The organism is Terriglobia bacterium, assembly GCA_036496425.1.
In the GTDB taxonomy this organism is placed as follows: domain Bacteria; phylum Acidobacteriota; class Terriglobia; order 20CM-2-55-15; family 20CM-2-55-15; genus 20CM-2-55-15.
This window is the reverse complement of sequence record DASXLG010000007.1, coordinates 1-20104: the sequence shown is the minus strand read 5'-3', so window position 1 is coordinate 20104 and position 20104 is coordinate 1. Positions and strand designations below refer to the sequence as shown.

General features: G+C 58.8%; 19 protein-coding genes. 7 read left to right on the top strand and 12 right to left on the bottom strand.

From position 1 onward, the window contains the following. Positions 1–371: 371 nt before the first annotated feature. From hpnE to VGK48_00240, 10 genes are read right to left on the bottom strand one after another with little or no spacing between them, the layout of a single operon-like run. Positions 372–1751, bottom strand: a complete 1380-nt coding sequence (gene hpnE / locus VGK48_00285) for a hydroxysqualene dehydroxylase HpnE (protein ID HEY2379589.1) — start codon at positions 1749–1751, stop codon at positions 372–374. Continuing rightward, positions 1733–2623: a phytoene/squalene synthase family protein gene (locus VGK48_00280; protein ID HEY2379588.1), complete on the bottom strand. Its 891-nt coding sequence runs from the start codon at positions 2621–2623 to the stop codon at positions 1733–1735. Before VGK48_00280 ends, hpnE begins: the two co-directional genes overlap by 19 nt. Continuing rightward, a complete protein-coding gene (gene hpnC, locus VGK48_00275; protein ID HEY2379587.1) occupies positions 2553–3503 on the bottom strand; it encodes a squalene synthase HpnC in 951 nt (316 codons plus the stop codon). The genes VGK48_00280 and hpnC overlap by 71 nt, the downstream gene beginning before the upstream one ends. 1 nt (position 3504) lies before the next feature. Then, the gene (locus VGK48_00270; GenBank protein HEY2379586.1) at positions 3505–4563 is read right to left on the bottom strand and encodes a zinc-binding dehydrogenase; all 1059 of its coding nucleotides are present in this window, start codon (positions 4561–4563) and stop codon (positions 3505–3507) included. Further along, positions 4560–5660 (bottom strand): alcohol dehydrogenase catalytic domain-containing protein, encoded by a 1101-nt coding sequence (locus VGK48_00265; protein ID HEY2379585.1) that lies wholly within the window; start codon positions 5658–5660, stop codon positions 4560–4562. The genes VGK48_00270 and VGK48_00265 overlap by 4 nt, the downstream gene beginning before the upstream one ends. Then, complete coding sequence (locus tag VGK48_00260; GenBank protein HEY2379584.1) at positions 5657–6367, bottom strand: hypothetical protein; 711 nt, start codon at positions 6365–6367, stop codon at positions 5657–5659. The genes VGK48_00265 and VGK48_00260 overlap by 4 nt, the downstream gene beginning before the upstream one ends. Continuing rightward, positions 6364–7365: a hopanoid-associated sugar epimerase gene (gene hpnA / locus VGK48_00255; GenBank protein HEY2379583.1), complete on the bottom strand. Its 1002-nt coding sequence runs from the start codon at positions 7363–7365 to the stop codon at positions 6364–6366. Before hpnA ends, VGK48_00260 begins: the two co-directional genes overlap by 4 nt. Then, on the bottom strand, positions 7365–8402 hold the full coding sequence (gene hpnH, locus VGK48_00250; GenBank protein HEY2379582.1) for an adenosyl-hopene transferase HpnH: 1038 nt from the start codon (positions 8400–8402) through the stop codon (positions 7365–7367). The genes hpnA and hpnH overlap by 1 nt, the downstream gene beginning before the upstream one ends. Next, complete coding sequence (gene shc / locus VGK48_00245; GenBank protein ID HEY2379581.1) at positions 8402–10306, bottom strand: squalene--hopene cyclase; 1905 nt, start codon at positions 10304–10306, stop codon at positions 8402–8404. The genes hpnH and shc overlap by 1 nt, the downstream gene beginning before the upstream one ends. Positions 10307–10314: 8 nt before the next feature. After that, the gene (locus tag VGK48_00240; GenBank protein HEY2379580.1) at positions 10315–11271 is read right to left on the bottom strand and encodes a 4-hydroxy-3-methylbut-2-enyl diphosphate reductase; all 957 of its coding nucleotides are present in this window, start codon (positions 11269–11271) and stop codon (positions 10315–10317) included. Positions 11272–11529: 258 nt separating this feature from the next. Between VGK48_00240 and VGK48_00235 the strand changes: the two genes are divergently transcribed. Genes VGK48_00235 through VGK48_00225 form a run of 3 tightly spaced genes read left to right on the top strand, consistent with a single transcriptional unit; the run spans position 11530 to position 13784 of the window. Continuing rightward, entirely contained in the window at positions 11530–12261 is a 732-nt protein-coding gene (locus tag VGK48_00235) for a c-type cytochrome (GenBank protein ID HEY2379579.1), read from the top strand. Between the two features lie 46 nt (positions 12262–12307). Further along, positions 12308–12826, top strand: coding sequence for a sigma-70 family RNA polymerase sigma factor (locus VGK48_00230; protein HEY2379578.1), 519 nt, complete (start codon positions 12308–12310; stop codon positions 12824–12826). Beyond that, positions 12819–13784, top strand: a complete 966-nt coding sequence (locus VGK48_00225) for a VOC family protein (protein ID HEY2379577.1) — start codon at positions 12819–12821, stop codon at positions 13782–13784. The genes VGK48_00230 and VGK48_00225 overlap by 8 nt, the downstream gene beginning before the upstream one ends. A gap of 52 nt (positions 13785–13836) precedes the next feature. On the opposite strand, the gene VGK48_00220 is transcribed toward VGK48_00225, so the two are convergent. Together VGK48_00220 and VGK48_00215 are read right to left on the bottom strand one after the other, a co-directional pair. Continuing rightward, positions 13837–14871: a DUF481 domain-containing protein gene (locus VGK48_00220; protein ID HEY2379576.1), complete on the bottom strand. Its 1035-nt coding sequence runs from the start codon at positions 14869–14871 to the stop codon at positions 13837–13839. Between the two features lie 277 nt (positions 14872–15148). After that, a complete protein-coding gene (locus tag VGK48_00215; protein HEY2379575.1) occupies positions 15149–16195 on the bottom strand; it encodes an NADP(H)-dependent aldo-keto reductase in 1047 nt (348 codons plus the stop codon). A gap of 210 nt (positions 16196–16405) precedes the next feature. Here VGK48_00215 and VGK48_00210 point away from each other — a divergent pair, with 210 nt between their 5' ends. The 4 genes from VGK48_00210 to VGK48_00195 form a co-directional block, all read left to right on the top strand. Next, positions 16406–17023 carry a YqgE/AlgH family protein gene (locus VGK48_00210; protein HEY2379574.1) on the top strand — a complete coding sequence of 206 codons (618 nt, stop codon included), beginning with the start codon at positions 16406–16408 and terminating at the stop codon, positions 17021–17023. 77 nt (positions 17024–17100) lie between these two features. Next, entirely contained in the window at positions 17101–18207 is a 1107-nt protein-coding gene (locus VGK48_00205) for a hypothetical protein (protein ID HEY2379573.1), read from the top strand. A 70-nt stretch (positions 18208–18277) separates the two neighbouring features. Next, entirely contained in the window at positions 18278–18622 is a 345-nt protein-coding gene (locus VGK48_00200) for a PadR family transcriptional regulator (GenBank protein ID HEY2379572.1), read from the top strand. A gap of 1 nt (position 18623) precedes the next feature. Beyond that, on the top strand, positions 18624–20104 hold a 1481-nt coding region (locus VGK48_00195; GenBank protein HEY2379571.1), incomplete at its 3' end, for an ABC transporter permease.

Below are 20104 nucleotides of genomic sequence, written 5' to 3'. Positions count from 1 at the left end.
TCCGGAAATCGATGCGCTGCGCGGAAATCTATAAGGAGCGCGCTACGCGCGGACTTAGAACAGACCGCCCCAGCCCTCGCTACGCGAGGGCATCCCCGCCTAACTCAGGCGGGGAGCTCAAAAGAGCAACACACCCCGCCTTTTCAAGGCGGGGTGGCTGCGCCATCAAAAAAATGCTCCCGTTCCTTAGCGGCGCAGACGGGGCGGTTAGTAACTTCGATCAACAAATCAGGTGCGCTGGCCGGTTCCTTGATAACCGCTATTACTGCTTCGCCCTATCGGGCTCCCGCTTCGCGCCTGCCCGAGCGTTCTAACCTTTAATCGCTCGGGCACCCCGCCTTGCAAAGGCGGAGAATGTCAGCCTCGCCAACTCATTCACGGCGCGCGAACCAGCGCGAGAAACCTGTCACGGGCAGGTCCGGTTTGACTAGTGTTACGGTCCTCCCTTCGCTCTTCAGCACTGCCTCCGCCGCGAGATATCCGCTGCGGACGGCGCCTTCCATCGTCGCGGGCCAGCCGGTGCGTGTCCAGTCGCCGGCCAGAAATAAATTCGGAATTGATGTTTGCGTCGATGGCCGCCACTCATCGCAGCCGGGCTGCGGCGAAAATGTCGCGGCGTTCTCCCGTACGACGACGGAGCGCACGAGTTTTGCCTCGCGAATGCGCGGTAGTAATGCCGCCGTCTCCCTGATGCATAGTTCCGCGATCTCCGCCTGCGGCATCCCGGAGAGATTCCGCGAAGCGCTGATCACGATCTGAAGATACTCACCCGCCTGCTTGTTGAAGATCCATTGGATGGTCTGGTCTACGGATGTCAGGAAAGGCTCCGTCATCACCTGGCGGTCGAACCACAAATGTACGCCGGTTATGGGGGACACGTCAAGGTGACGCAAATTCGAGAACGTGGGATCCGCGCGCAGGTCCTCCGGGATGAGTTTCAGCAGCCGGTCGAATGTCACGCACGACAGGTAATAGTCCGCCCGAAGCATCTCGCCGTTGTCCAGTTGGACGCCGGTCACACGGCCTCCCGCAACGCGGATGTCTGTGGCCCCGCAGCGGGTTCGAACTTCTCCTCCGGCCTGGCGGATGCGTTTCCCGCATATGGAATAGAGTTCGGCGAGCGGCACGGACGGCACCCCCATCATGAATCCAACGCTGTTCGATAGAAATGCTTTCCAGAAAACATCAATGCCGAACTGAGCATCCGTTTGATCAAGTTCTTCGTTCAGTGCGCTGACCAGCACCGTGCGCCAGAACCGGTCGATCGCTCCGCGGGTCTGTCTCTGGCTCTTGAGCCAGTCCAGCATGCTGATCGATGAAGGCAGTTTTGGCCTGCCTCCGCTCAAGGTGATGCGAAGCATCGCGTGACCGATGGCGTGTTTGTCACGCCATGTCAGAAGAGGGAACGCCGCGAAGGACCACAATAAGTGGAACGGCGCCGGAAGGTTTGCGGGACGCATCCGGGCGCGGCGGCCGCTGGAGTCGGCAAAAATTAACGTATCGTGGAACCGGATTTTGCCGGCAACGCCGGCCCGCCGGTAGAAGTCTTCGAGATTGGTGCAGCAGCGCAGCGTGACGTGCTGGCAGTTATCGATGGGGGTGTCGTCTGGAAGAACGTATGAAGTGGCGCGCCCGCCCAATCGCGGCGATCGTTCGATCAGGGAAACGCGGCAGTCGGCTTCGGCCAGGGTGATCGAGGCTGCAAGACCGGAGAGTCCCCCGCCGATGACGGCTACGTTTGTCTCGGGCACAGTCCGGGTTTCCAGAGACCCGCGCCGGCGCGGAGCATGATCCAGGCTTTCTCGAAACGGGACAGCCCCGGATGCGGCTTCGCGAGCACGTCATAATGGATCGCTTCGATCTTCGCGAGGATGCCGCTGTAGATCCGCATCAGCGTCCAGAGGGCGGCGCGGCTGTCGCTGTTGACGAGACCCAGCAACTCGGAGCCCTCGTCGTACAGACGCCAGGCGCGGTCCGCCTGAAAGCGCATCAACTGGACGAACGCAGGGCTCGCCACCTTGTCCGACAAATCCCGGTCGCTGCAGGCAAACCGGCGCAGATCTTCCTGCGGAAGATAGATGCGGCCCATCGTGTAGTCTTCGGCAACATCGCGCAGGATATTCGTCAGCTGAAAGGCAATGCCCAGTTTGGGAGCAAGTTGAAGTGCCTTCGGATCCTGAAATTCAAAAACGTGGATGCAGCACAAACCGACGGTACCGGCGACGCAGTAGCAGTAACGGCTGAGATCCTCGAATGTCTCGTAGCTGCGGACCGAGAGGTCCATTTCCGCGCCCGACATCAGATCGTGAAAATAGTCCGCGGGAATCCTGTAGCGCTCGACGGTGTGATGAAAGGCCGGCAGCAGTTTGCTGCCGTTGTAATTGCCGCGCAGGGCTTCGTCGAGCGCGTATCGCCAGGCTTTCAGGCCCTGGCCTTTTTCCTGGGTGTTGCCTTCGGAATCGGAGATGTCGTCCGCCCGCCGCATGAATGAATAAAGAGCGCACAACGCGTCACGCTTGGCTGGAGGAAGCAGGGCGAAGCCGTAATAGAAGTTACGCGCTGCGGCCCATGCGAGGTTGCGACAGTGCTCGTATGAGGCTGCCAATTCTGTATCGTTTGGCATAGGTTTGACTCAATAACCGAAGCTTGGCCATGCCGCTCAGCGACGGCCGGTTTTGCAGAGTGTTGTAGCCAATCGCTTCGATCGCGTCAAGCACGGAGAGTCCTCCGCGGCTGAATAATTCGATATCCACGCGAAGCGCCGGTTCGACCTTTTCGATCAGAGGAAGCCCTTGTTCGAACAGAGCGCGGGTACGGGCAACCAGTTCATGCATGAGAGCCGCGTAGCGATCGTCGAACTGTCGCTTGAATAAATCAGCCTCACTCCAGCCGTACTTTGCCAGGACGTCGAGCGGAATGTAGATCCGGTCCTTATCCAGATCACGCGAGACGTCCTGCCAGAAATTCGCCAGCTGCAGAGCTGTGCAGGTGAAATCGGACAGGGTCTGGCGGTCCTGATCGCGATAGCCGCCCAGGTAAAGGACGAGCCGGCCGACCGGATTCGCCGAGTAGCGGCAATAACCCATGACGGCTTCCCAGGTGGGATACCGGTGCACGCGTTGATCCTGCCGAAAGGCCGCGAGCAGATGCGAGAACGGCTGCATCGGGATATCGAACGACTGGATCGTGTGACGAAGCGCCACGAAAACCGCGTGCCCAGGCGAACCCGCATAACATTGCCGCAGCTCGCTATCCCACCAGTCCAGCAATTCCAGCGCCAGCTGCGGATTTGAAACTTCATCGGCCAGATCGTCGGACCAGCGGCAATAAGCGTAGACGTTGTAGAAGTGCTGCCGGAGCTGGCGCGGCAGCAGTCCGCTGGCGACGGTGAAATTTTCATAGTGATTTTTCGCGAGCCGGCGGGTGTATTCCTGTGAGCGTTCGAGCGATGAGCCGGGAGGGGGCAGGTTGCGGGCGATTTCAAAATCCGGTGGTAGTTGCATGTCAGGGCATGACGGCAACCTTGAGCTGCCCGTTGCGGTTTTTCATGTGTTCGAATACCTGCGGCAGTTCGGTTAGAGGAACCTCGCCCGTCACGAAATCCTTTGCGTCGACATCCCCGCGCGCGATCAGATCGAGAGCTTCGCGGATGAAGCGCGGCGTATGGTGGAAGCTGGATTTGATCGTGATCTCGGAATAGTGGATGGCCGAAGATTCAAATTCGACCCTGGTACCGCGCGGACATCCGCCGAACAGGTTGACCGTACCGCCGCATCGCGCCAGCTGTACGGCCCATTGCCAGGTCAGCGGCGAACCGACCGCTTCGATGACGGAATCGGCGCCGTAGCGGCCGTGAGTCAGGTCACGCACTGCAGCCACAACGTCCGCGGTCTGCGAGACATCGCAGGTGGCCGCTGCGCCCAGCCGTTCCGCAACCCGGAGCTGGCTGCCGCGCTTGCCGATCGCAATGACGCGTGCGCCGCGGCTGCTAAGCACGCGGATGAACTGCAATCCGATCGGACCGCAACCGATCACGGCGGTGGTATCGCCCGGCTGAACTCCGGTTTCCTCCACGGCGCGGAGCACGCAAGCGAGCGGCTCAACCAGGGCTGCGGCAATGAAACCCAGGTGCGCCGGTATCTCGACCAGGTTTTCGCGGACGATGCGCGCGGGGATCAGGGCGTATTCCGCATAAGCGCCATTGTTGAAAACCAGATCTTCACAGAGATTGGCCTTGTCCTTCTTGCAGAAAAAGCACTCATTGCAGGGCGCGGAATTTCCGGCGACCACGCGCATTCCCAACGGGTACTTGTAACGGACGGCTTCGCCGGCCTCCGCCACGACACCGGCCAATTCGTGGCCGAAGATCGCGGGCGGCACAATCATCCGGGGGTGGTATCCCTGCTTCCAGACTTTGAAGTCGGTTCCGCAGGTTAAAGCCACCTTCACCTGGACCAGCAGGTCCCCGGCGCCGACTTTGGGAATCTCGACCTGCTGAACTTTAAGATCTTCTGGGCCATGCAGGACGGCTGCCATCATGTGCCCGTTGCGCTGTGGGTTCACGGCAAAATCACCAACTTTAGAGAATTGTCCGCAGGATGAGAAGCCATCGCAAATGCCTTATCGATGTCGTCCAGCGCAAACCGATGGGAAATAAGTTCATGAAGCCGGGTTCGATTCTCGAAAACGATTCGAGCCGACTCCTCCTGGCAATCGACCGCCGCGCTGTAGCTGCCAAGGATTTCCTTTTCTTCCACACCCACGGCGGCCGCGGGAAACTGAATCTGTGTTACGGGGTCGTTCTGCGCAAACAGCAGCACGCGCCCGCCGGGCCGGGCGATATTCAAGGCCACGGGAACGAGCCTGGCGTCAGGGACCGCCAGAAGTACGGCATCGGCGCCGATCCCGTGCCGGCGGCTTCGGATTTCCTCCGCGGCATCGCCGGCTGCCGGATCCAATGCAGCCTCTGCACCGAAATGCATGCTCATTGTCCGGCGAAACCCGAGCGGATCACTAGTGAATACGGTTGCTCCCGCCGCGCGGGCCAGGAATGCCAGCAGTAAGCCAACCGGCCCCTGACCGATCACGAACACCACTTCGCCCGCTGCAATCCGGGCTTTGCGAACGGCCTTGAGACAGGTATTCACAGGCTCGACGAAGGTCGCCTGTTCGAAAGTGACGTCGTCCGGGATCGCAACCACTCCGCCATTGACGATGTGAGGCATGACCCGAACGTACTCGGCGAAGCCGCCTCCATTGGGCGTGAATCCCGCCGTGACGCCGGTGTTCTTGTACTGAGCGCATTGCGAGAACAATTGGCGCTCGCAGTAGAAGCAATGGCCGCAAGGGATGTGGTGGAAGCTGACGACCCGATCGCCTGCCGACCAGCGATCCACGCCGGCGCCGGCTTCGACGACGGTTCCTGCGATCTCATGGCCCAGAATCTGCGGGGGCTTTACCAGATCGTGCCGCACTTTCTTGACGTCCGTGCCGCATATTCCACATGCCGCCACACGGATCAGGATTTCACCGGCCTGAATCTCCGGCACCGGAACGCGTTCCATGCCGACACGCTGGTTCCCGCGATACACGCCCGCGCGCATTTCGGCCGGAATACCGGATGGATTCGAGCGCGTATGTGTTTGAACTTCAGTGTTCATCTGGTGGAGTGTTCCACGCGGGCAGGGACGCTGATTTTGTTCATCATCAGGAAATTTATGTATCGATCAAGGAACGTCGATAGGTTACGGATTGCTTCCGAACTGTCAATACCGAATCGTACAAAAGCAGGCAGCCGGCCGGGGTGTCTTATGATTTCGCCGATCATTCGACGCCAGGCGATTTGACCGTCACGCGTGACGGTCCGTGAAAAATCCAGTGGAAGTTTTCGATCCGGAGAGTCGGAAACGACGCGTACCGCGACAGCCGCCACACCGGCATGCCGGGCCGCCGACAGGACATGGTAACTTTCCATATCCACAGCGTCCGCCACGCCTGCCAGCTTCGTGCGTTCGGCTTCAGCGTTCGCAATCGCCGAAGACGTGTAAAAAAAATTGACGGCCGTCGCGCCACTGCGCACAGCGGCATCCACAAGACCTCCATCGCATGGCACGATCGTGGGACTGCCCTCAGATTTAATTCCTCTTGCCACCAGGACCGAACCTACCGGGTATTGAAGTTTCAAGCTGCCCGCCAGACCTGAAGCGATACAAAAATCGATTGGACCGGACAATGCCTGCTGCAGTTCATCCTGCGGCCCGCGCATCCCAATTCCGGTCCTTATGATGTGAATATTTTCGCGATAGCGGGGAGCCACTCTCCAATTTCCCGTCTCCGATTGAACCGCAAAGGTGATTACGGCTCTCATGCGGACTTCGCCCTGGCGATATAGTTATTCTCCATGTACCAGCGTGCAGCCCGTTCGAGGGCGGCATCGACGCTGCCCGGCGCAAAACCGAGTTCGCGGACAGCCAGCGAGCTATCCACGAACATCTTGTGACGGGCCATCCGCACACCCTCGAGCGGGATCCGCGGTTCGCGCCCGGTGATCGAACAGAAAATGCTTTCCGCGTATCCCGCCGCGAGCGCCACGGCATGGGGCATCCGGATTCGGGGCGCGCTTCGCTGCGTGGCGGCAGCCAGCGAATCCAGAACCTGTTTCAACGTCAGGTTGCGGCAGCCGAGGATATATCTTTGCCCGATGCGTCCCCGTTCGGCGGCCAGCCAATGTCCGGCGGCGACGTCTTCGACGGCGACAAAATTCATACCGGTGTCGACATATGCCGGCATCTGTCCGTTTAAAAAATCCAGAACGATGCGGCCGCTGGGCGTCGGTTTCCAGTCGCATGGCCCGACCGGAGTGGTGGGATTGACGATCACAGCCGGAAATCCCCGGGCTGAAGCTTCGAGCACTTCCAGTTCGGCCAGCAGTTTGGACTTCTTGTAATGGCCGATCATGTCGCTCAGCGTTGCCATGGTCCTTTCATCGGGTAACCCGTGCCAATGGGGAACCGCGATCGTGCCCACCGTGCTGGTATAAACAAAACGTTCAACTCCTGCGCCGCGGGAGGCTTCGACCAGGTTCCGTGTGCCTTGAACGTTGCTCTCGTATAGCTCGTCCGGATTCCTGGACCACAGCCGGTAATCGGCAGCCACGTGAAAGACGCGCTTCACACCTTTAAGAGCGTTTTCGAGCGACGCCCGGTCGCGCAGATCTCCTTCAACGAACTCGACCGGAAGTTCCTGGATAAAACGGCGCTGGCTCGAGGGCCGCACAAGCACACGAATGCCCGTCGTCTTCCCGGTGAGAAGGCGCGTCAGGTGCAATCCGACAAATCCAGTCGCACCGGTGACGAGTGTCGTCATCAGGCAGTGACGCTCCGCGGCCGCGGTTTTGCAGGACTCGACAGCTGCCACTTCAACAGCTTCCAGCTGTCTCCGAGCTTACGATTCGCTCCCAGCACCGCGGAGGGCTCGTAGCCGGCATGCACCATGCAATCAGCGCACCGGGGATCACGTCCATGTCCGTAATTTTCCCAGGGGGTTTTTTCGATCAGGTCCTTGAACGTCTTGTGATGGGCGTCCGTCATCAAATAGCAGGGGCCCTTCCAACCGCGAGGGTTGTAGGTCGGATTGCCCCATGCTGTGCACATCATGTCTCTTTCGCCGGAGAGGAACTCCAGGTAGATCGGCGAGGTCATCAGCTGAAACTCTCCCAGAAGCTCGCGCACCAGCCGGAATTTCTCGCGGATGTCCTGGCGTGACATGAAGATATCTTTGGACTGCACCGCGGCGTATGAGTAAGCGGGCGAAACCATGAATCCGTCCACCCGGAGTTCGCTGAGGTATTCGAAAAGCTGGCGGATTTCGTTCAGGTCGGTTTCTTTGAAGATTGTCGTATTCGTGCAAACCAGAAAGCCGGCGTCTTTCGCTGCTTTGATCCCCTCGATGGCCTGCTTGAACACGCCGTCGCGTTCGACGCAGAGATCGTGAGTTTTTTCGAGCCCATCCAGATGCACATTGAAAAAAAGCCGCGACGATGGCTTGAATTCATGCAGGCGCTTGCGCAGGAACATGCCGTGCGTGCAGAGATAGATGTGCTTCTTGCGGTCCAGTAGTTCGTCGACCAGCGTTCCCAGTTCGGGATAGATCATGGGCTCGCCGCCGCAGATCGAGACGATGGGCGCCCCGCATTCTTCGGCCGCGTCGAGGCATTGTTGAACGGACAACTTTTCTTTGATTGTGTCCGCGTACTCCCGGATGCGTCCGCAGCCCGTGCACGTCAGGTTACACGCGTGCAGCGGCTCGAGCATCATCACCAGGGGAAATTTGTCCGCACCGCGCAGGCGTTTACCCGCGATGTACTTCGACATGCTTGCAGTCATGCTTAATGGAAATCTCACTACACCACCCTCGAGGATTGATTGTATCGGGCCAGAGCGAACATCGGAAAGTAATGCCGATACAAGTGATACTTCAAATAGAACACTTTCGGGAATCCTGTCCCCGTGAACGGCTGTTCATCCCATGAACCCTGGCGGTTCTGATGCTCCGTCAGGTAAGCGGCCGCAGACTGCACGGCCGGATCATTTGCTCCATAGACAGTCAGTAGTCCCAGCAGCCCCCATGCGGTTTGCGATGCCGTGCTTTCACCGCGCGCCATCAACGATGGATCGTCGTACGAACTGCACGATTCTCCGAAACCGCCGTCCGTATTCTGCACGGATTTCAGCCACTCCGCCGCTTTGACCATGGCCGGATGATCTTTCAATCCGACTTCCGCGAGCGCGCGCAATACGCCGCTGGTACCGTAAACATAATTGACGCCCCAGCGGCCATACCAGGGCCCGCCGGGATATTGCTCGCGCAACAGATAGTCGACCGCCCGCTGAATTCTGTCATCCGACATCGTCCAGCCGAAGCGGCCCAGACATTCAACCGCTCGCGCGGTGACGTCGGGAGAAGACGGATCGAGCATGGCGTTGTGGTCGGCGAACGGTATGTGATTCAGGATCGATCGATCGTTGTCACGGTCGAACGCTCCCCAGCCGCCGTCGCGATTCTGCATGCTGACGAGCCACTTGGTTCCCAGTTCAATCGACTGGTCCATCCTCTTCCGGTCGGGGTAGGGAATGTGTTGCAGCGCCATCAGGACGAATGCGGTATCGTCCACGTCGGGATAGAAGTCATTGCGGAATTCGAAGGCCCATCCCCCGGGAGCCGCGTCGCGATTCTTGATCTGCCAGTCGCCCGCGCCGAGGATCTGTTTTTCCAGGAGCCAGTCCGCCGCTTTCGTCAGCGCGTTGTTGCACTGCGTTCCGGATTCCATCAGCGTGAATGCCGCGATGGCGGTATCCCAGACGGGCGAGAGGCACGGTTGCAGCCGGATGGTTCCGGCTTCGTCGATTTCAAAACGGCTGAATTCGCGAATCTGTTCCGCCGTCGCGGGGTGTGACGGCGAACGGCCGAGAGCCATCAGCGCGAAGATGGAATTCATCATCGCCGGATAGATCGCCGCCAGTCCTTCCGAGCGCTCCAGATGCTCGAGCATCCAGTCCGCCGCCCGTTTCACGGCGCGTTCGCGTCCGGGCTTCCACGGGCTGTGTTCGTAAACCTTCAAGGCGCGGTCGAGTCCCAGGAACGCATTGCGCCAGCTGATTTCCGGCCGCATCGCGAATGCTGCCGCGGCTTTGGACTTGTCTTTGAATAACTCGTCCAGGTGCGCGCTCTGCGGCACCGGCCAGCAGGGTTTGCGCGCGTACAGGATCGTCAGCGGGACCACAATCGCGCGGGTCCATGAGGACATCTCATAGATGTTGATGTAGGCCCAGTTCGGAAGAAACATCAACTCGGGCGGTATCGCCGGAACCATCTCCCAGCCGACCACACCGCCGAGAGCGAGATAAAGCCGTGTAAACGAATTGGTGTGTTCGAGCCCCCCGAGTTCGCGGACGCGCCGGCGCGCGTGAACCATGTGGGATGCGTCGGGGGAGTCCCCTGCAAGTTTGAGAGCGAAATACGCCTTGACGGTGGCGTTCACCTCGGACGGGCCGCCGCTGAAGATATTCCAGCCGCCGTCGCTTAATTGCCGCCGCCGGATGTACTCCGCCAGCTTCCGGACGCGGCCGGCATCGAATTTTCCGATAACGTGCAGGTAGAAGATGTAGTCCGATTCGAGCGTCGTGTCAGCTTCGAGTTCGCCCAGCCAGTAGCCGTCTTCGTGTTGCAGATCAAGGAGAAACGAAGCCGCCCGGTCGAGCGATTCATCAAACAGAGATTGTGTCTCGAGTTCGAGATTCTGTGACATTTAGTTTGCTAAAAATTGACCCGTTCGAATTTTTCCAACGGAGCTGGTAGAGGAAAATGCACGTTTTCTTCGATGAGATCCAGCTCTCGCGTATTTGTGAAACCCAGTTCGCGCAGTTCCTGGACGACTTCCTGAACCAGGATTTCCGGTGTAGACGCTCCGGCAGTCACACCAACGGTAGTACAGCGCTCGAGCCACTCGAGGCGGATATCACGGGCACTCCCGATGAGGTGCGCGACCGCGTCTTTACCGCGGGCAACCTCGACAAGTCTGTTCGAATTGGAGCTGTTTTCGGAACCGACGACGAGAATGAGATCGGCTTCTGCGGCCAGTGTTTTTACGGCGATTTGCCGATTCTGCGTTGCATAACAGATATCGGAGCTTGCTGGAGAAATGATCGAAGGGAATCTTTCTTTTAGACGATCGACGATGGATTGCGTGTCATCGAGGCTGAGCGTGGTCTGAGTCGCATAGATAATGCGATTCCGGTCGACGACCTGGAGGGCATCCACATCTTCAACCGTCGATACGATGTGGATGTGATCCGGAGCCTCGCCGTATGTTCCAACGACTTCGTCGTGATTGTGGTGACCGATCAGAACGATGCTGTAACCCTCCTGCGCATACCGCACCACTTCGATATGGACTTTCGTGACCAGGGGACAGGTGGCGTCGATCACGCGCAGTTTTCTGCGGACTGCGTCCTCGCGAACGTCGGGCGCCACACCGTGGGCGCTGAAGATCGTTACGGCGCCGTCCGGCACTTCGGTAAGCGAATCCACAAAAATGGCTCCGCGGGAGGCCAGATCTTCCACGACGAACCGGTTATGAACGATTTCTTTTCTTACATATACCGGCGCGCCCAGCCGCTCCAGGGCGATTTCCACAATATCGATGGCTCGAATAACCCCGGCGCAGAACCCCCTCGGCTTGGGCAGTAAGACCGTTTTCGTATCCTGTTGCATTCAGGCTCCTCAGCCGCAGTCGATTGATTGTACAAGTATTCCGCCCTGAAAGGTGCATCCTAACACGGACTTTATGCGCCACCCTACGACGCCAACATTAAATATTGTTAATACAGGGCGGCCAGAATCCGCTCTGTCGTCATATAATCCCGAAGCGGAGATCACTGCATTACTGACCTAATGGATGTAAAAGAGATTAGCCACAAAAGGCACAAAAAGTACAAAGGGCCATCCGGCTTTTTGTGCTTTTTGTGCTTTTTGTGGCTAATTTCCCCCTCGGCTCTCGCCGCGCAGTCCCAAAAGAAAACCAGCGTCTGGCAAGGCGCATACACCGCCGAACAGGCGGAGCGCGGCCAGAAACTGTATGCCGCCAACTGCGGGGGCTGCCACCAGGCGGATCTGGGCGGAAAGGGCGAGATGCCGGCGCTCAAGGGCGACAACTTCATGGAGCGTTGGCATGACTACAGCGTCAAGCCGCTGTTCGACCTGATCAAGACCGAGATGCCGCCGCTCCGTTTTCGAACCCCGGAAACGAAACCGCTTCCCGACAATACTTACGTCGACATCATTAGTTATATCTTCAAGACCAACGGATTTCCGGCCGGCAACACCGAGTTGACGCTCGCCAATCTGGACAAGGTTCAGATTCTCGGCCGCAATGGTATTCAGCCGCCTCCGCAATATGCCCTGGTCCAGACGGTGGGCTGTATGACCTACCGGCGGGTCTCGTGGACGATAACCAGCGCAGCCGAACTGGTGCGCGCAACCATGCCGGACATTTCAACCAAAGATGAGATCGACGCCGCAAAAACCAAGTTGCTCGGCCTGCGCGAGTACCGGCTCGCCGACTTCGGATACCTCGGAAGGGGATTCGCGCCGGACGACCTGGAGGGGCATCGGATTCTGGTAAAGGGTTACATCATCCGGCAGAGCGAGTTTGAACGCATCAGCGTTACATCGGTGACCGACATCGCTCCGGAATGTGAATAATTTTCCGTCCGTGACTTTCCGCCCGCCTCGCCCGTTTATATAGAAGATGGAGCAAGAACGGCTGCTGATCGAGGCCGCTCAGAAAGATCCGAGCCGCTTCGCCGACTTGTACGAAACCCACTTCGAGCGCGTTTACGCATTCGTCGTTCGCCGCGTACAGGACCGCCATGAGGCCGAGGACCTCACCTCGGAGGTGTTCCATCACGCATTGGCAAACCTCTCGCGCTTCGAGTGGCGCGGGGTGCCGTTTGCGGTGTGGCTGTACCGGATTGCTGCAAATGTGATCGCCGACCGGGGACGGAGACTGAAGCCCACCGTCGATGTCGAAGCTGCCGACGACCTCGATCGCTCCAGATGGCAGGAGATCGAGCGCCGCGCAACCTTATTTCAACTGGTAGAGCGTCTTCCCGAAGACCAGCGGTCCGTTGTTCTCAAACGATTCGTGGAGCAGAAAAGCATCAAAGAGATTGCCGCAGAGATCGGCCGCTCCGAAGGCGCGGTCAAGCAGCTGCAGTTCAGGGCGCTCGAAAGCCTGAGGGCGCGCGTAGGTGTGAGCCATGAGTAAACAGCCGTCCATCGATCGATTGGATCAGGCCATCAGCCGGATTCTTACGAGTCCTGATGCCAGGCCCGAGCCCGCTGACGCTGAACTGGCGGACGCTGAACTGATGGAACTCCTGATGATGGCCCGAGACTTGCGGGAGCTGCCGTCGCCGGCTTTCAAGGCGGGTCTCCGGGCAGATCTTGAAAGGAAAGCGCAGATGAGCACAAAAACAGTCGTGTTTCGCGAGGGATTTCGTACCGTTACGCCGTATCTGGTTCTTGCGGACCCGGGGTATCCGGATTTCCTGAAGAACGTGTTCGGAGCCGTCGAGACAGAACGCACGACGATGGGTCCGGACCGCTTCCATGCCGAATTCCGGATCGGCGATTCAATGTTGATGATTGGAGTCGGTTCCGGCCGCACGATGCCGGGAGGGCTCCAGCTGTACGTGCCGGATGCCGATGAAGTGTTCAAGCGAGCCATCGAAGCCGGCTGCAGGGAACTGGAGCCGATGGTCGATGCCCACTGGGAACCTGTCCGCTTCGGTTGCGTGCAGGATCCGGCGGGCAACGACTGGGTGATCTCAACGCACCGCGGAAACAGCTACATCCCGGAAGGCCGCCATGCCTTATCGGCAAGTCTCGCCGCGGCGGGAGCGGCACGGCTGATCGAATTCATGAAGCAGGCATTCGATGCAAAAGAAGTTCAACGGTATGAATGGCCGGAGAACGGTTTGTATGCGTCGATGAGAATCGGCGATTCGGTCATCGGAGTGAGCGAAGCCGGCAATCACGAGTGGATGCAGGCGACGCCGTCGATGATCTACCTGTATGTTCCGGATTGCGACGCCCTCTACCAGCAGGCGCTGCGCGCCGGCGCGACGTCGCTTTCCGCTCCCACCAACCAGTCTTACGGTGACCGCAGCGCCGGCGTCACCGATGCGTGGGGCAACATGTGGTACATGGCCACGCCGCAGTAGCCCGTAAGCAACCGCCTCGACAAGGGAAACGATCAGAGTTTGGTAGACCGCTCTACGGCAGCGAGTACGTGACGCCGGTAATGAACTGGAACGAGTTCTTTTTGAATCCGGGCGGAGGGTCATTCAGGAACGTGTCCAGGGCGCTCACATTCAGATTCAGGCTCTTATGCAGGGCAACGGTGATTCCGGCGCCGCCGTTGGCCGAAACAGCGCTGGTCTTGTTCCACGCGGGAATCGCCGTGATCTGTTCGTCAAACTTGACTCCCGGCGAGATGTCCCGATGAAACGTTTCACCGAACACCGAACCGACCAGGTTCGTGGTCGTCCCGTCGGTGAAGTTTTGCGAGATGTAACTGCCGGATGCTTTGAAATCGAGCGTCTCCCTGGCGGATTTAACGGCGGTCCAGCCGACGCCACCGCTGTACGTCTGCTGCAGCGTCAAACCCTCTGAAAAGTTGTGATCGAATGCCGCCTGGCCCAGCCCATAGAGCCGCGATGAAAAGTACTCATCGCGCTCCGCGTCGAAACGAAAGATGTCGGTTTTGATTTCGGGCGTGTCGGGTTGGTGAATCTTGCCGTAGGACTCGAGGAAATTAATCAGCGTGCGGTTGCGCGCCTCCAGCCAGTCCTCCGCGGGAATCGCCCGGACCAGATGCGCAGCTGCCGTGTATGTCTCGCTTTTTTGCGTCGCGATCACCAGCGCCACGCCGCCGGTGACGGCGCCTTTCCAGTCTTCCTTGAATCCGCGGGGACGCAGCGCTCGCTGGTAGGAGTCGTCATCCACCACAAATGCGGCACCGGTCGTTGGAACAGTTTGGAGCGGTTGGCCTCCGGACGTGATCTGAATCTGCTGCTCCGCTACATGAATGGCACCGCGCGGGATCTTGCCGTCCACCTGTTTCCCCTGGAGCTGAACACCCTTGGGGACTACCGCGAATGTGCGTGTGGAAGTGAAGTCTTTGACCTTCGCCCACGATATGGTCACGTCTCCAGCTCCATCGCTGTGAAACGTCACCGAGTCGCCGGCCGATCGCACCAGTTTTCCGATAAGGATCTCGCCGTTGGTGAGGGTCAGTGTGTCCGGCATGTCCGCTCCAGCCGCCATACCCATGAAGAGGGAGGCAAGCAGGACCACTAGCGCCGGAACCCATCGCGATACTGTCCGTGTTTTCTCAAGCCGGAACAAATGAGAGAGAATCCTTCCGCACAATTAGGGAGCACAACGGAATTCCCCACCTCAGACTTACTGAAATTCTTCCTGGAGTCAATATGCTCCTGACGATTTGGCGGGCGCCAGAACGTGATTGCGCCCATCTGTGCCATCCGCGTCATCTGCGGCTACTTTTCGTTCTCGCTCTGGCGGATCACGGACAGGGATTGGGCTGAGCCCGATGCACCGCTTCGATTTCATCCAACACTTCCGGCCGCAGCTTGACCGCAGCGCTTCCCAGATTGGTTTTGAGTTGTGCCATCGTGGTGGCGCCGATCAGATTGCTGGAGACGAAGCGCTGCCGATTCACAAAAGCCAGCGCCATCTGTGCGGGATCGAGTTCATGCCGGCGCGCGATATCCACGTAAGCCGCCGATGTCCGGTCCGCAATCTCGCCGTTGTAGCGCGCAAAGCGGCTCCAGCGCACCACTCGCGCTTCGGGCGGCCGCGCGCCATTCAAAAACTTGCCCGACAGCATGCCGAAGGCGAGAGGCGAGTAGGCCAGAAGTCCCACGTTTTCGCGAATCGCCATTTCGGACAAACCAATCTCGAAAGTGCGATTTAACAGGTTGTATGGATTCTGAATGCTCGCCACGCGCGCCAGGCCGCGCTGTTCCGCAGCCTGCAGAAAGCGATGCACGCCCCACGGCGTTTCGTTCGACAAACCGACATGACGGACTTTGCCCGAGCGCACAAGGCCGGTCATCACTTCCAAAGTTTCTTCGATGGGAACCGTCTTTTCGTTTTCCAAATGCTGATAGCCCATCTGGCCGAAGAAATTCGTGCTGCGGTCCGGCCAATGCAGCTGATAGAGGTCGATGTAATCGGTCTGCAGCCGCTGCAGACTCGCTTCGACCGCGGCCGTAATATTCTTGCGATCGAGGACATTGTTAGCGCCGCGAACGTAATCCAACCCCAGGACCTGCGTGGGACCCGCCACCTTCGTGCACAACACAACCTTGTCGCGCTTGCCGGTTTTCTTGAACCATGTGCCGATGATGCGCTCGGTTGAACCGTAGGTTTCCTCGTGCGGCGGCACCGAGTACATCTCCGCGGTGTCGAGCAGATTCACGCCCTGGTCCAGCGCATAGTCGATCTGTTCGTGGCCTTCGGCTTCGGTATTCTGCTCGCCGAAGGTCATCGTACCGAGCCCGATGACGCTGACTTTGATATCCGTGTGACCCAGTTTTCGATATTCCATAGTCAGCGGAGTATAACTGGACGAAAAAAGGGAAGGAACCCCAAGAAGCGCAAGGAAAGGGGACTATCGCAACATTGCATCATTGGAAGTTTCTGCATTTCAAATTTAGAAATGCATAAACCTCCAATGATGCAATGTTGCAATACTTTCCCTTCTTGTGCCTCTTGTGCTTCTTGTGGTTCCTTCCCTTCTCTCATATAGTCCTGACATATGTCACGGACATCCCGGCTTTTCCTGAAAGCGGTCTTCTGCACGATGGCGCTGTGCGGCGCGCTTTTCGCCCAGAGTACGAAGACGGAAGATCTTGCAGCGGGAAAATTGCTCGTGATGGAGCGCGATGCGCCCGATCCCAACTTTGCCGAATCCGTGATTCTGCTGCTTCACTACGGCCCGGACGGCGTCGTGGGGCTGATGCTGAATCATGCGGCGAGCGTACCGCTATCCCGTCTGAATGAGTTCGATGGTACGGGCAACCGCTCCGATCCGTTGTATGTGGGCGGACCCGTCGAACTGGATTCCGTCACCGCTCTGGTTCGAACATCGACTGCTCCACCAGGCGGCATGCAGGTCGCTGCGGATATCTACGCCGTCCAGACCAAACGCGGTCTTGAAGCCGCGATCAAGACGTCAAAAGGGCCTGAAGATCTGCGCATCTACCTCGGCTACTGCGGTTGGAGCTTTGCGCAGTTGCAGAATGAGGTGAAGCTCGGCAGTTGGTACATCTTCGATCGCGGAGAGAGCTTCGCTTTCGACTCGACGCCGTCCACACTCTGGAAGCGGCTCGTCGATCGGGTCGGACTCAAGATCGCGTTTGCGCCGATACCTTGATGGCCGGTCGTTACGGCGTCATCCTTCTTTTCCCACTTCTCTTCATGATGGGTTTCCAAAGCGAAGGCCCGTTGTGTATGTTCCAACCGGACCAATTGCCGGAAACATGGGGTCCCCCCGGCCGCATCCACCAGACGCTGAGCCAGGCCGCATGGTCTCCCGCCGAGGCCGCGGATGCGGAACACGCTGTTCGGCGCGGCCTCGACGAACTCGCGCAATTTTTCGACGCACATCCGGATATTGCCGCCACTCTCGACACCGATACAGTGGAATCGTTGATCGATCCGGCTTACGCGGCGGGCAACATGCCGGAGTTGCGTGCAGAAGCGCGAGCAGCCGCAACCAAAGCTCTAAACTCCGTTGCAGCGCCTTACCTCGCCGGCGAGCCTGCGACGGCAAGCTGTGACGATGCCGAACGTCTTCTGAAGTTTTCGGCATTCGCGCAGCAACTCGGCCCCTCAACGAGCCGGACTGCAAAGATGGCCGCATTCACCAACTCCGCTCTTCGCGCCTGCGGCTCTCTGGCCGGCGCGATGGGATACGACTACCATCAGAAGCTGAATGCTGCGCCGGTTACCAACGATGACCTTTGGGGAATGGTCATGTGGAGCATCGAGTTCACCGATGCGCAAGCAGTGCCTGGTTTGAATCTGCCGGCTGGCGCGGCCGCCCTGCCATCCGAACTGTGGCGCTTTCTATCGCACTATCCACTGACCGGCGCAAGGGCCTATCCGGACGGCGCCAGAAACCAAACGTTCCGGCAGACCGCTTATCTCGTGACGCACCTTGCGTATATACCGACCGGCTACGGACGCTACAGCATTTATCTGGATGATGCTCCGTATCTGTACCGCTTTCTGCGCGAAAACTTTTATCCCGTGCTCGAGATGGGAGAACTCGATCTGACCGCCGAGTTTGTCGATCTGTTCCGTCAGTACGGCTGTACCGAAAAAAATGACCTGCAGGTGCGGGATGGAACCCGCTATCTGCTGAAACTTTTTCACTCCGCTCACGATACCTGGATGGACTACCGTGAGCCCGATGAACCCGCCGCGATCAGTGATTACGACCGCATCCATAAACCCTGGACCGGGATCAGCGGTGTGCGCGCAAGGGTTCCGGAACCTGCCGCTCCAGGTACATACGGAAGCGTCGTCCGCGCCTGGATGGGCGCTCCACATTGATCGCGGGCCGCGCAGGCAGGATTCCACTTGACAATAAAGTGAAGTAGGGTAAAGTGGGCTCATCACTTGAATGCCAAGTAAAGACAAATCCGTCGAGCTTCTGCAGGGGACGCTGGATTTGATCGTTCTGAGATCGCTTCAGACCATGGGGCCGATGCATGCCTATGCGATCGCTTCGCGGCTGGAGCAACTGGCGGAACACCGGTTTGTCCTCAATCAGGGCACGCTCTATCCGGCGCTTGTCAGGCTCGAGCAACGCGGCTGGATCAAGAGCTCCTGGCAGCGGACGGAGAACAATCGCGAAGCGAAGTACTACGCGATCACGAAATCGGGAGTCCGGGCGCTGCACAACGAAACCGAAAAATGGCGGCGGCTCTCGGGTCTTGTCGACAGGCTGCTGACCGACGAGGCCTGAGGTGCGGCGTTTCTTCCTCCGATTCCTGAATGCCTTCCGTTCGAAACGGCAAGAGTCCGAGCTGAACCGTGAAATCGCTTCCCATCTTGCCTTGATGGAGGACGAGTTTCGAAGCCGCGGATTATCGCAGGAAGCGGCCCGGCGGGCGGCCAGGCTGGCGCTCGGCGGTCCGGAACAGGCGAAGGAGCTCCATCGCGAGGCGCGCGCCATGGGCTGGATCGTTGATTTAAAGCGCGACGTTCGATACGCGCTGCGCACGCTCGCGAATTCGCCGGGGTTTACGGCAGCCGTGATCGCGATTCTAGCGATCGGTATCGGCGCCAACACGGCGATGTTCAGTGTATTGAACGGCGTTGTTTTGAAGCCATTGACGTATCCCGACGCCGGGCGGATCGTGAGAATACAGATCCGCTGGACGGACACGGGCGTCATGCCAAACTCGATTCCCGGCGGCGATGAAATCGATATCCGCAGACTTGACGGCGCCTTTCAAAAGATTGCTTTTTACTCCGGCGGCGAAATGGGCGTTCAGCTTGGCGATCACGCGGAATTCGTCGGCGCGCAGCGTGTGCACCCGGATTTCTTCAGCGTATTCGGTGTGCCTCCCATCGCGGGCCGGCTGTTCACGGCTGCCGACTCCCGGCAATCCGCTATTGTCAGTCTCGCATTTGCGCAACGGAATTTCGGCAGCGCAGCCGGAGCTCTGGGGCGTTCCGTTTTCATCGAGAACCTGTCGTACAAAATCGTCGGTGTGATGCCGGGTCAGATGCGCTATCCGGCGAACACGGACGTCTGGTCGGCGGATTTCGCGGAGCCGGAAAATAAAAACCGGTCGGGTTTCAATTATCGTCTTGTAGCCCGGCTGGCGCCGGGAGTTTCACTGCAAGCGGCGAACAGTAAGCTGGCGGCCCTGGCTTTGCAACTTGCATATACCTATCCCGACTCCAATGACCGGAGGACATTCGTGGCGGCGCCGCTAAAGGAGAACCTGGTCAGCGGAGTTCGAGCGACCTTATTTGTCATGATGGGTGCTGTCGCCTTCGTGCTGCTGATCGCTTGTGCGAATGTCGCGAATCTCATGCTGGCGCGTTCGTCGGGCCGGGCTCACGAGATCGCTATCCGGGCCGCACTCGGCGCCCGGCGGCGTCATTTGATCGGCCAGTTGCTTGCGGAAAGCCTCTTGCTTGCTTCCGCGGCCGGAGCGCTCGGGCTGGTCATTGCTCGGATCGGCACTTCCGCGTTGCTCTCGATCGGCACACATTACGTTCCTGTACCCCGGATTCAAGAAATACAAGTCGACTGGCGAGTGCTGTTGTTCGCCGCGGCGATTTCCGTCATCACCGCGATCGTTTTTGGCCTTGTTCCTTTGCAGGAAATATCGCGGCTGGGAATCCGCGATGCGATAAACCGGTCCGGCTCGCGCGGAAGTGTAGGGGCGGGCTCGTCGCGTATGCGCAAGACGCTGGTTGTTGCCCAGATTGC

Bases quoted from the DNA above. Each gene is read 5' to 3' on its own strand.
- VGK48_00280 (HEY2379588.1), bottom strand. From the start codon at position 2,623: ATGCCAAACGATACAGAATTGGCAGCCTCATACGAGCACTGTCGCAAC.
- hpnC (HEY2379587.1), bottom strand. From the start codon at position 3,503: ATGCAACTACCACCGGATTTTGAAATCGCCCGCAACCTGCCCCCTCCC.
- VGK48_00265 (HEY2379585.1), bottom strand. From the start codon at position 5,660: ATGAACACTGAAGTTCAAACACATACGCGCTCGAATCCATCCGGTATT.
- VGK48_00260 (HEY2379584.1), bottom strand. From the start codon at position 6,367: ATGAGAGCCGTAATCACCTTTGCGGTTCAATCGGAGACGGGAAATTGG.
- hpnA (HEY2379583.1), bottom strand. From the start codon at position 7,365: ATGACGACACTCGTCACCGGTGCGACTGGATTTGTCGGATTGCACCTG.
- shc (HEY2379581.1), bottom strand. From the start codon at position 10,306: ATGTCACAGAATCTCGAACTCGAGACACAATCTCTGTTTGATGAATCG.
- VGK48_00240 (HEY2379580.1), bottom strand. From the start codon at position 11,271: ATGCAACAGGATACGAAAACGGTCTTACTGCCCAAGCCGAGGGGGTTC.
- VGK48_00230 (HEY2379578.1), top strand. From the start codon at position 12,308: ATGGAGCAAGAACGGCTGCTGATCGAGGCCGCTCAGAAAGATCCGAGC.
- VGK48_00225 (HEY2379577.1), top strand. From the start codon at position 12,819: ATGAGTAAACAGCCGTCCATCGATCGATTGGATCAGGCCATCAGCCGG.
- VGK48_00220 (HEY2379576.1), bottom strand. From the start codon at position 14,871: ATGCCGGACACACTGACCCTCACCAACGGCGAGATCCTTATCGGAAAA.
- VGK48_00215 (HEY2379575.1), bottom strand. From the start codon at position 16,195: ATGGAATATCGAAAACTGGGTCACACGGATATCAAAGTCAGCGTCATC.
- VGK48_00210 (HEY2379574.1), top strand. From the start codon at position 16,406: ATGTCACGGACATCCCGGCTTTTCCTGAAAGCGGTCTTCTGCACGATG.
- VGK48_00205 (HEY2379573.1), top strand. From the start codon at position 17,101: ATGTTCCAACCGGACCAATTGCCGGAAACATGGGGTCCCCCCGGCCGC.
- VGK48_00200 (HEY2379572.1), top strand. From the start codon at position 18,278: ATGCCAAGTAAAGACAAATCCGTCGAGCTTCTGCAGGGGACGCTGGAT.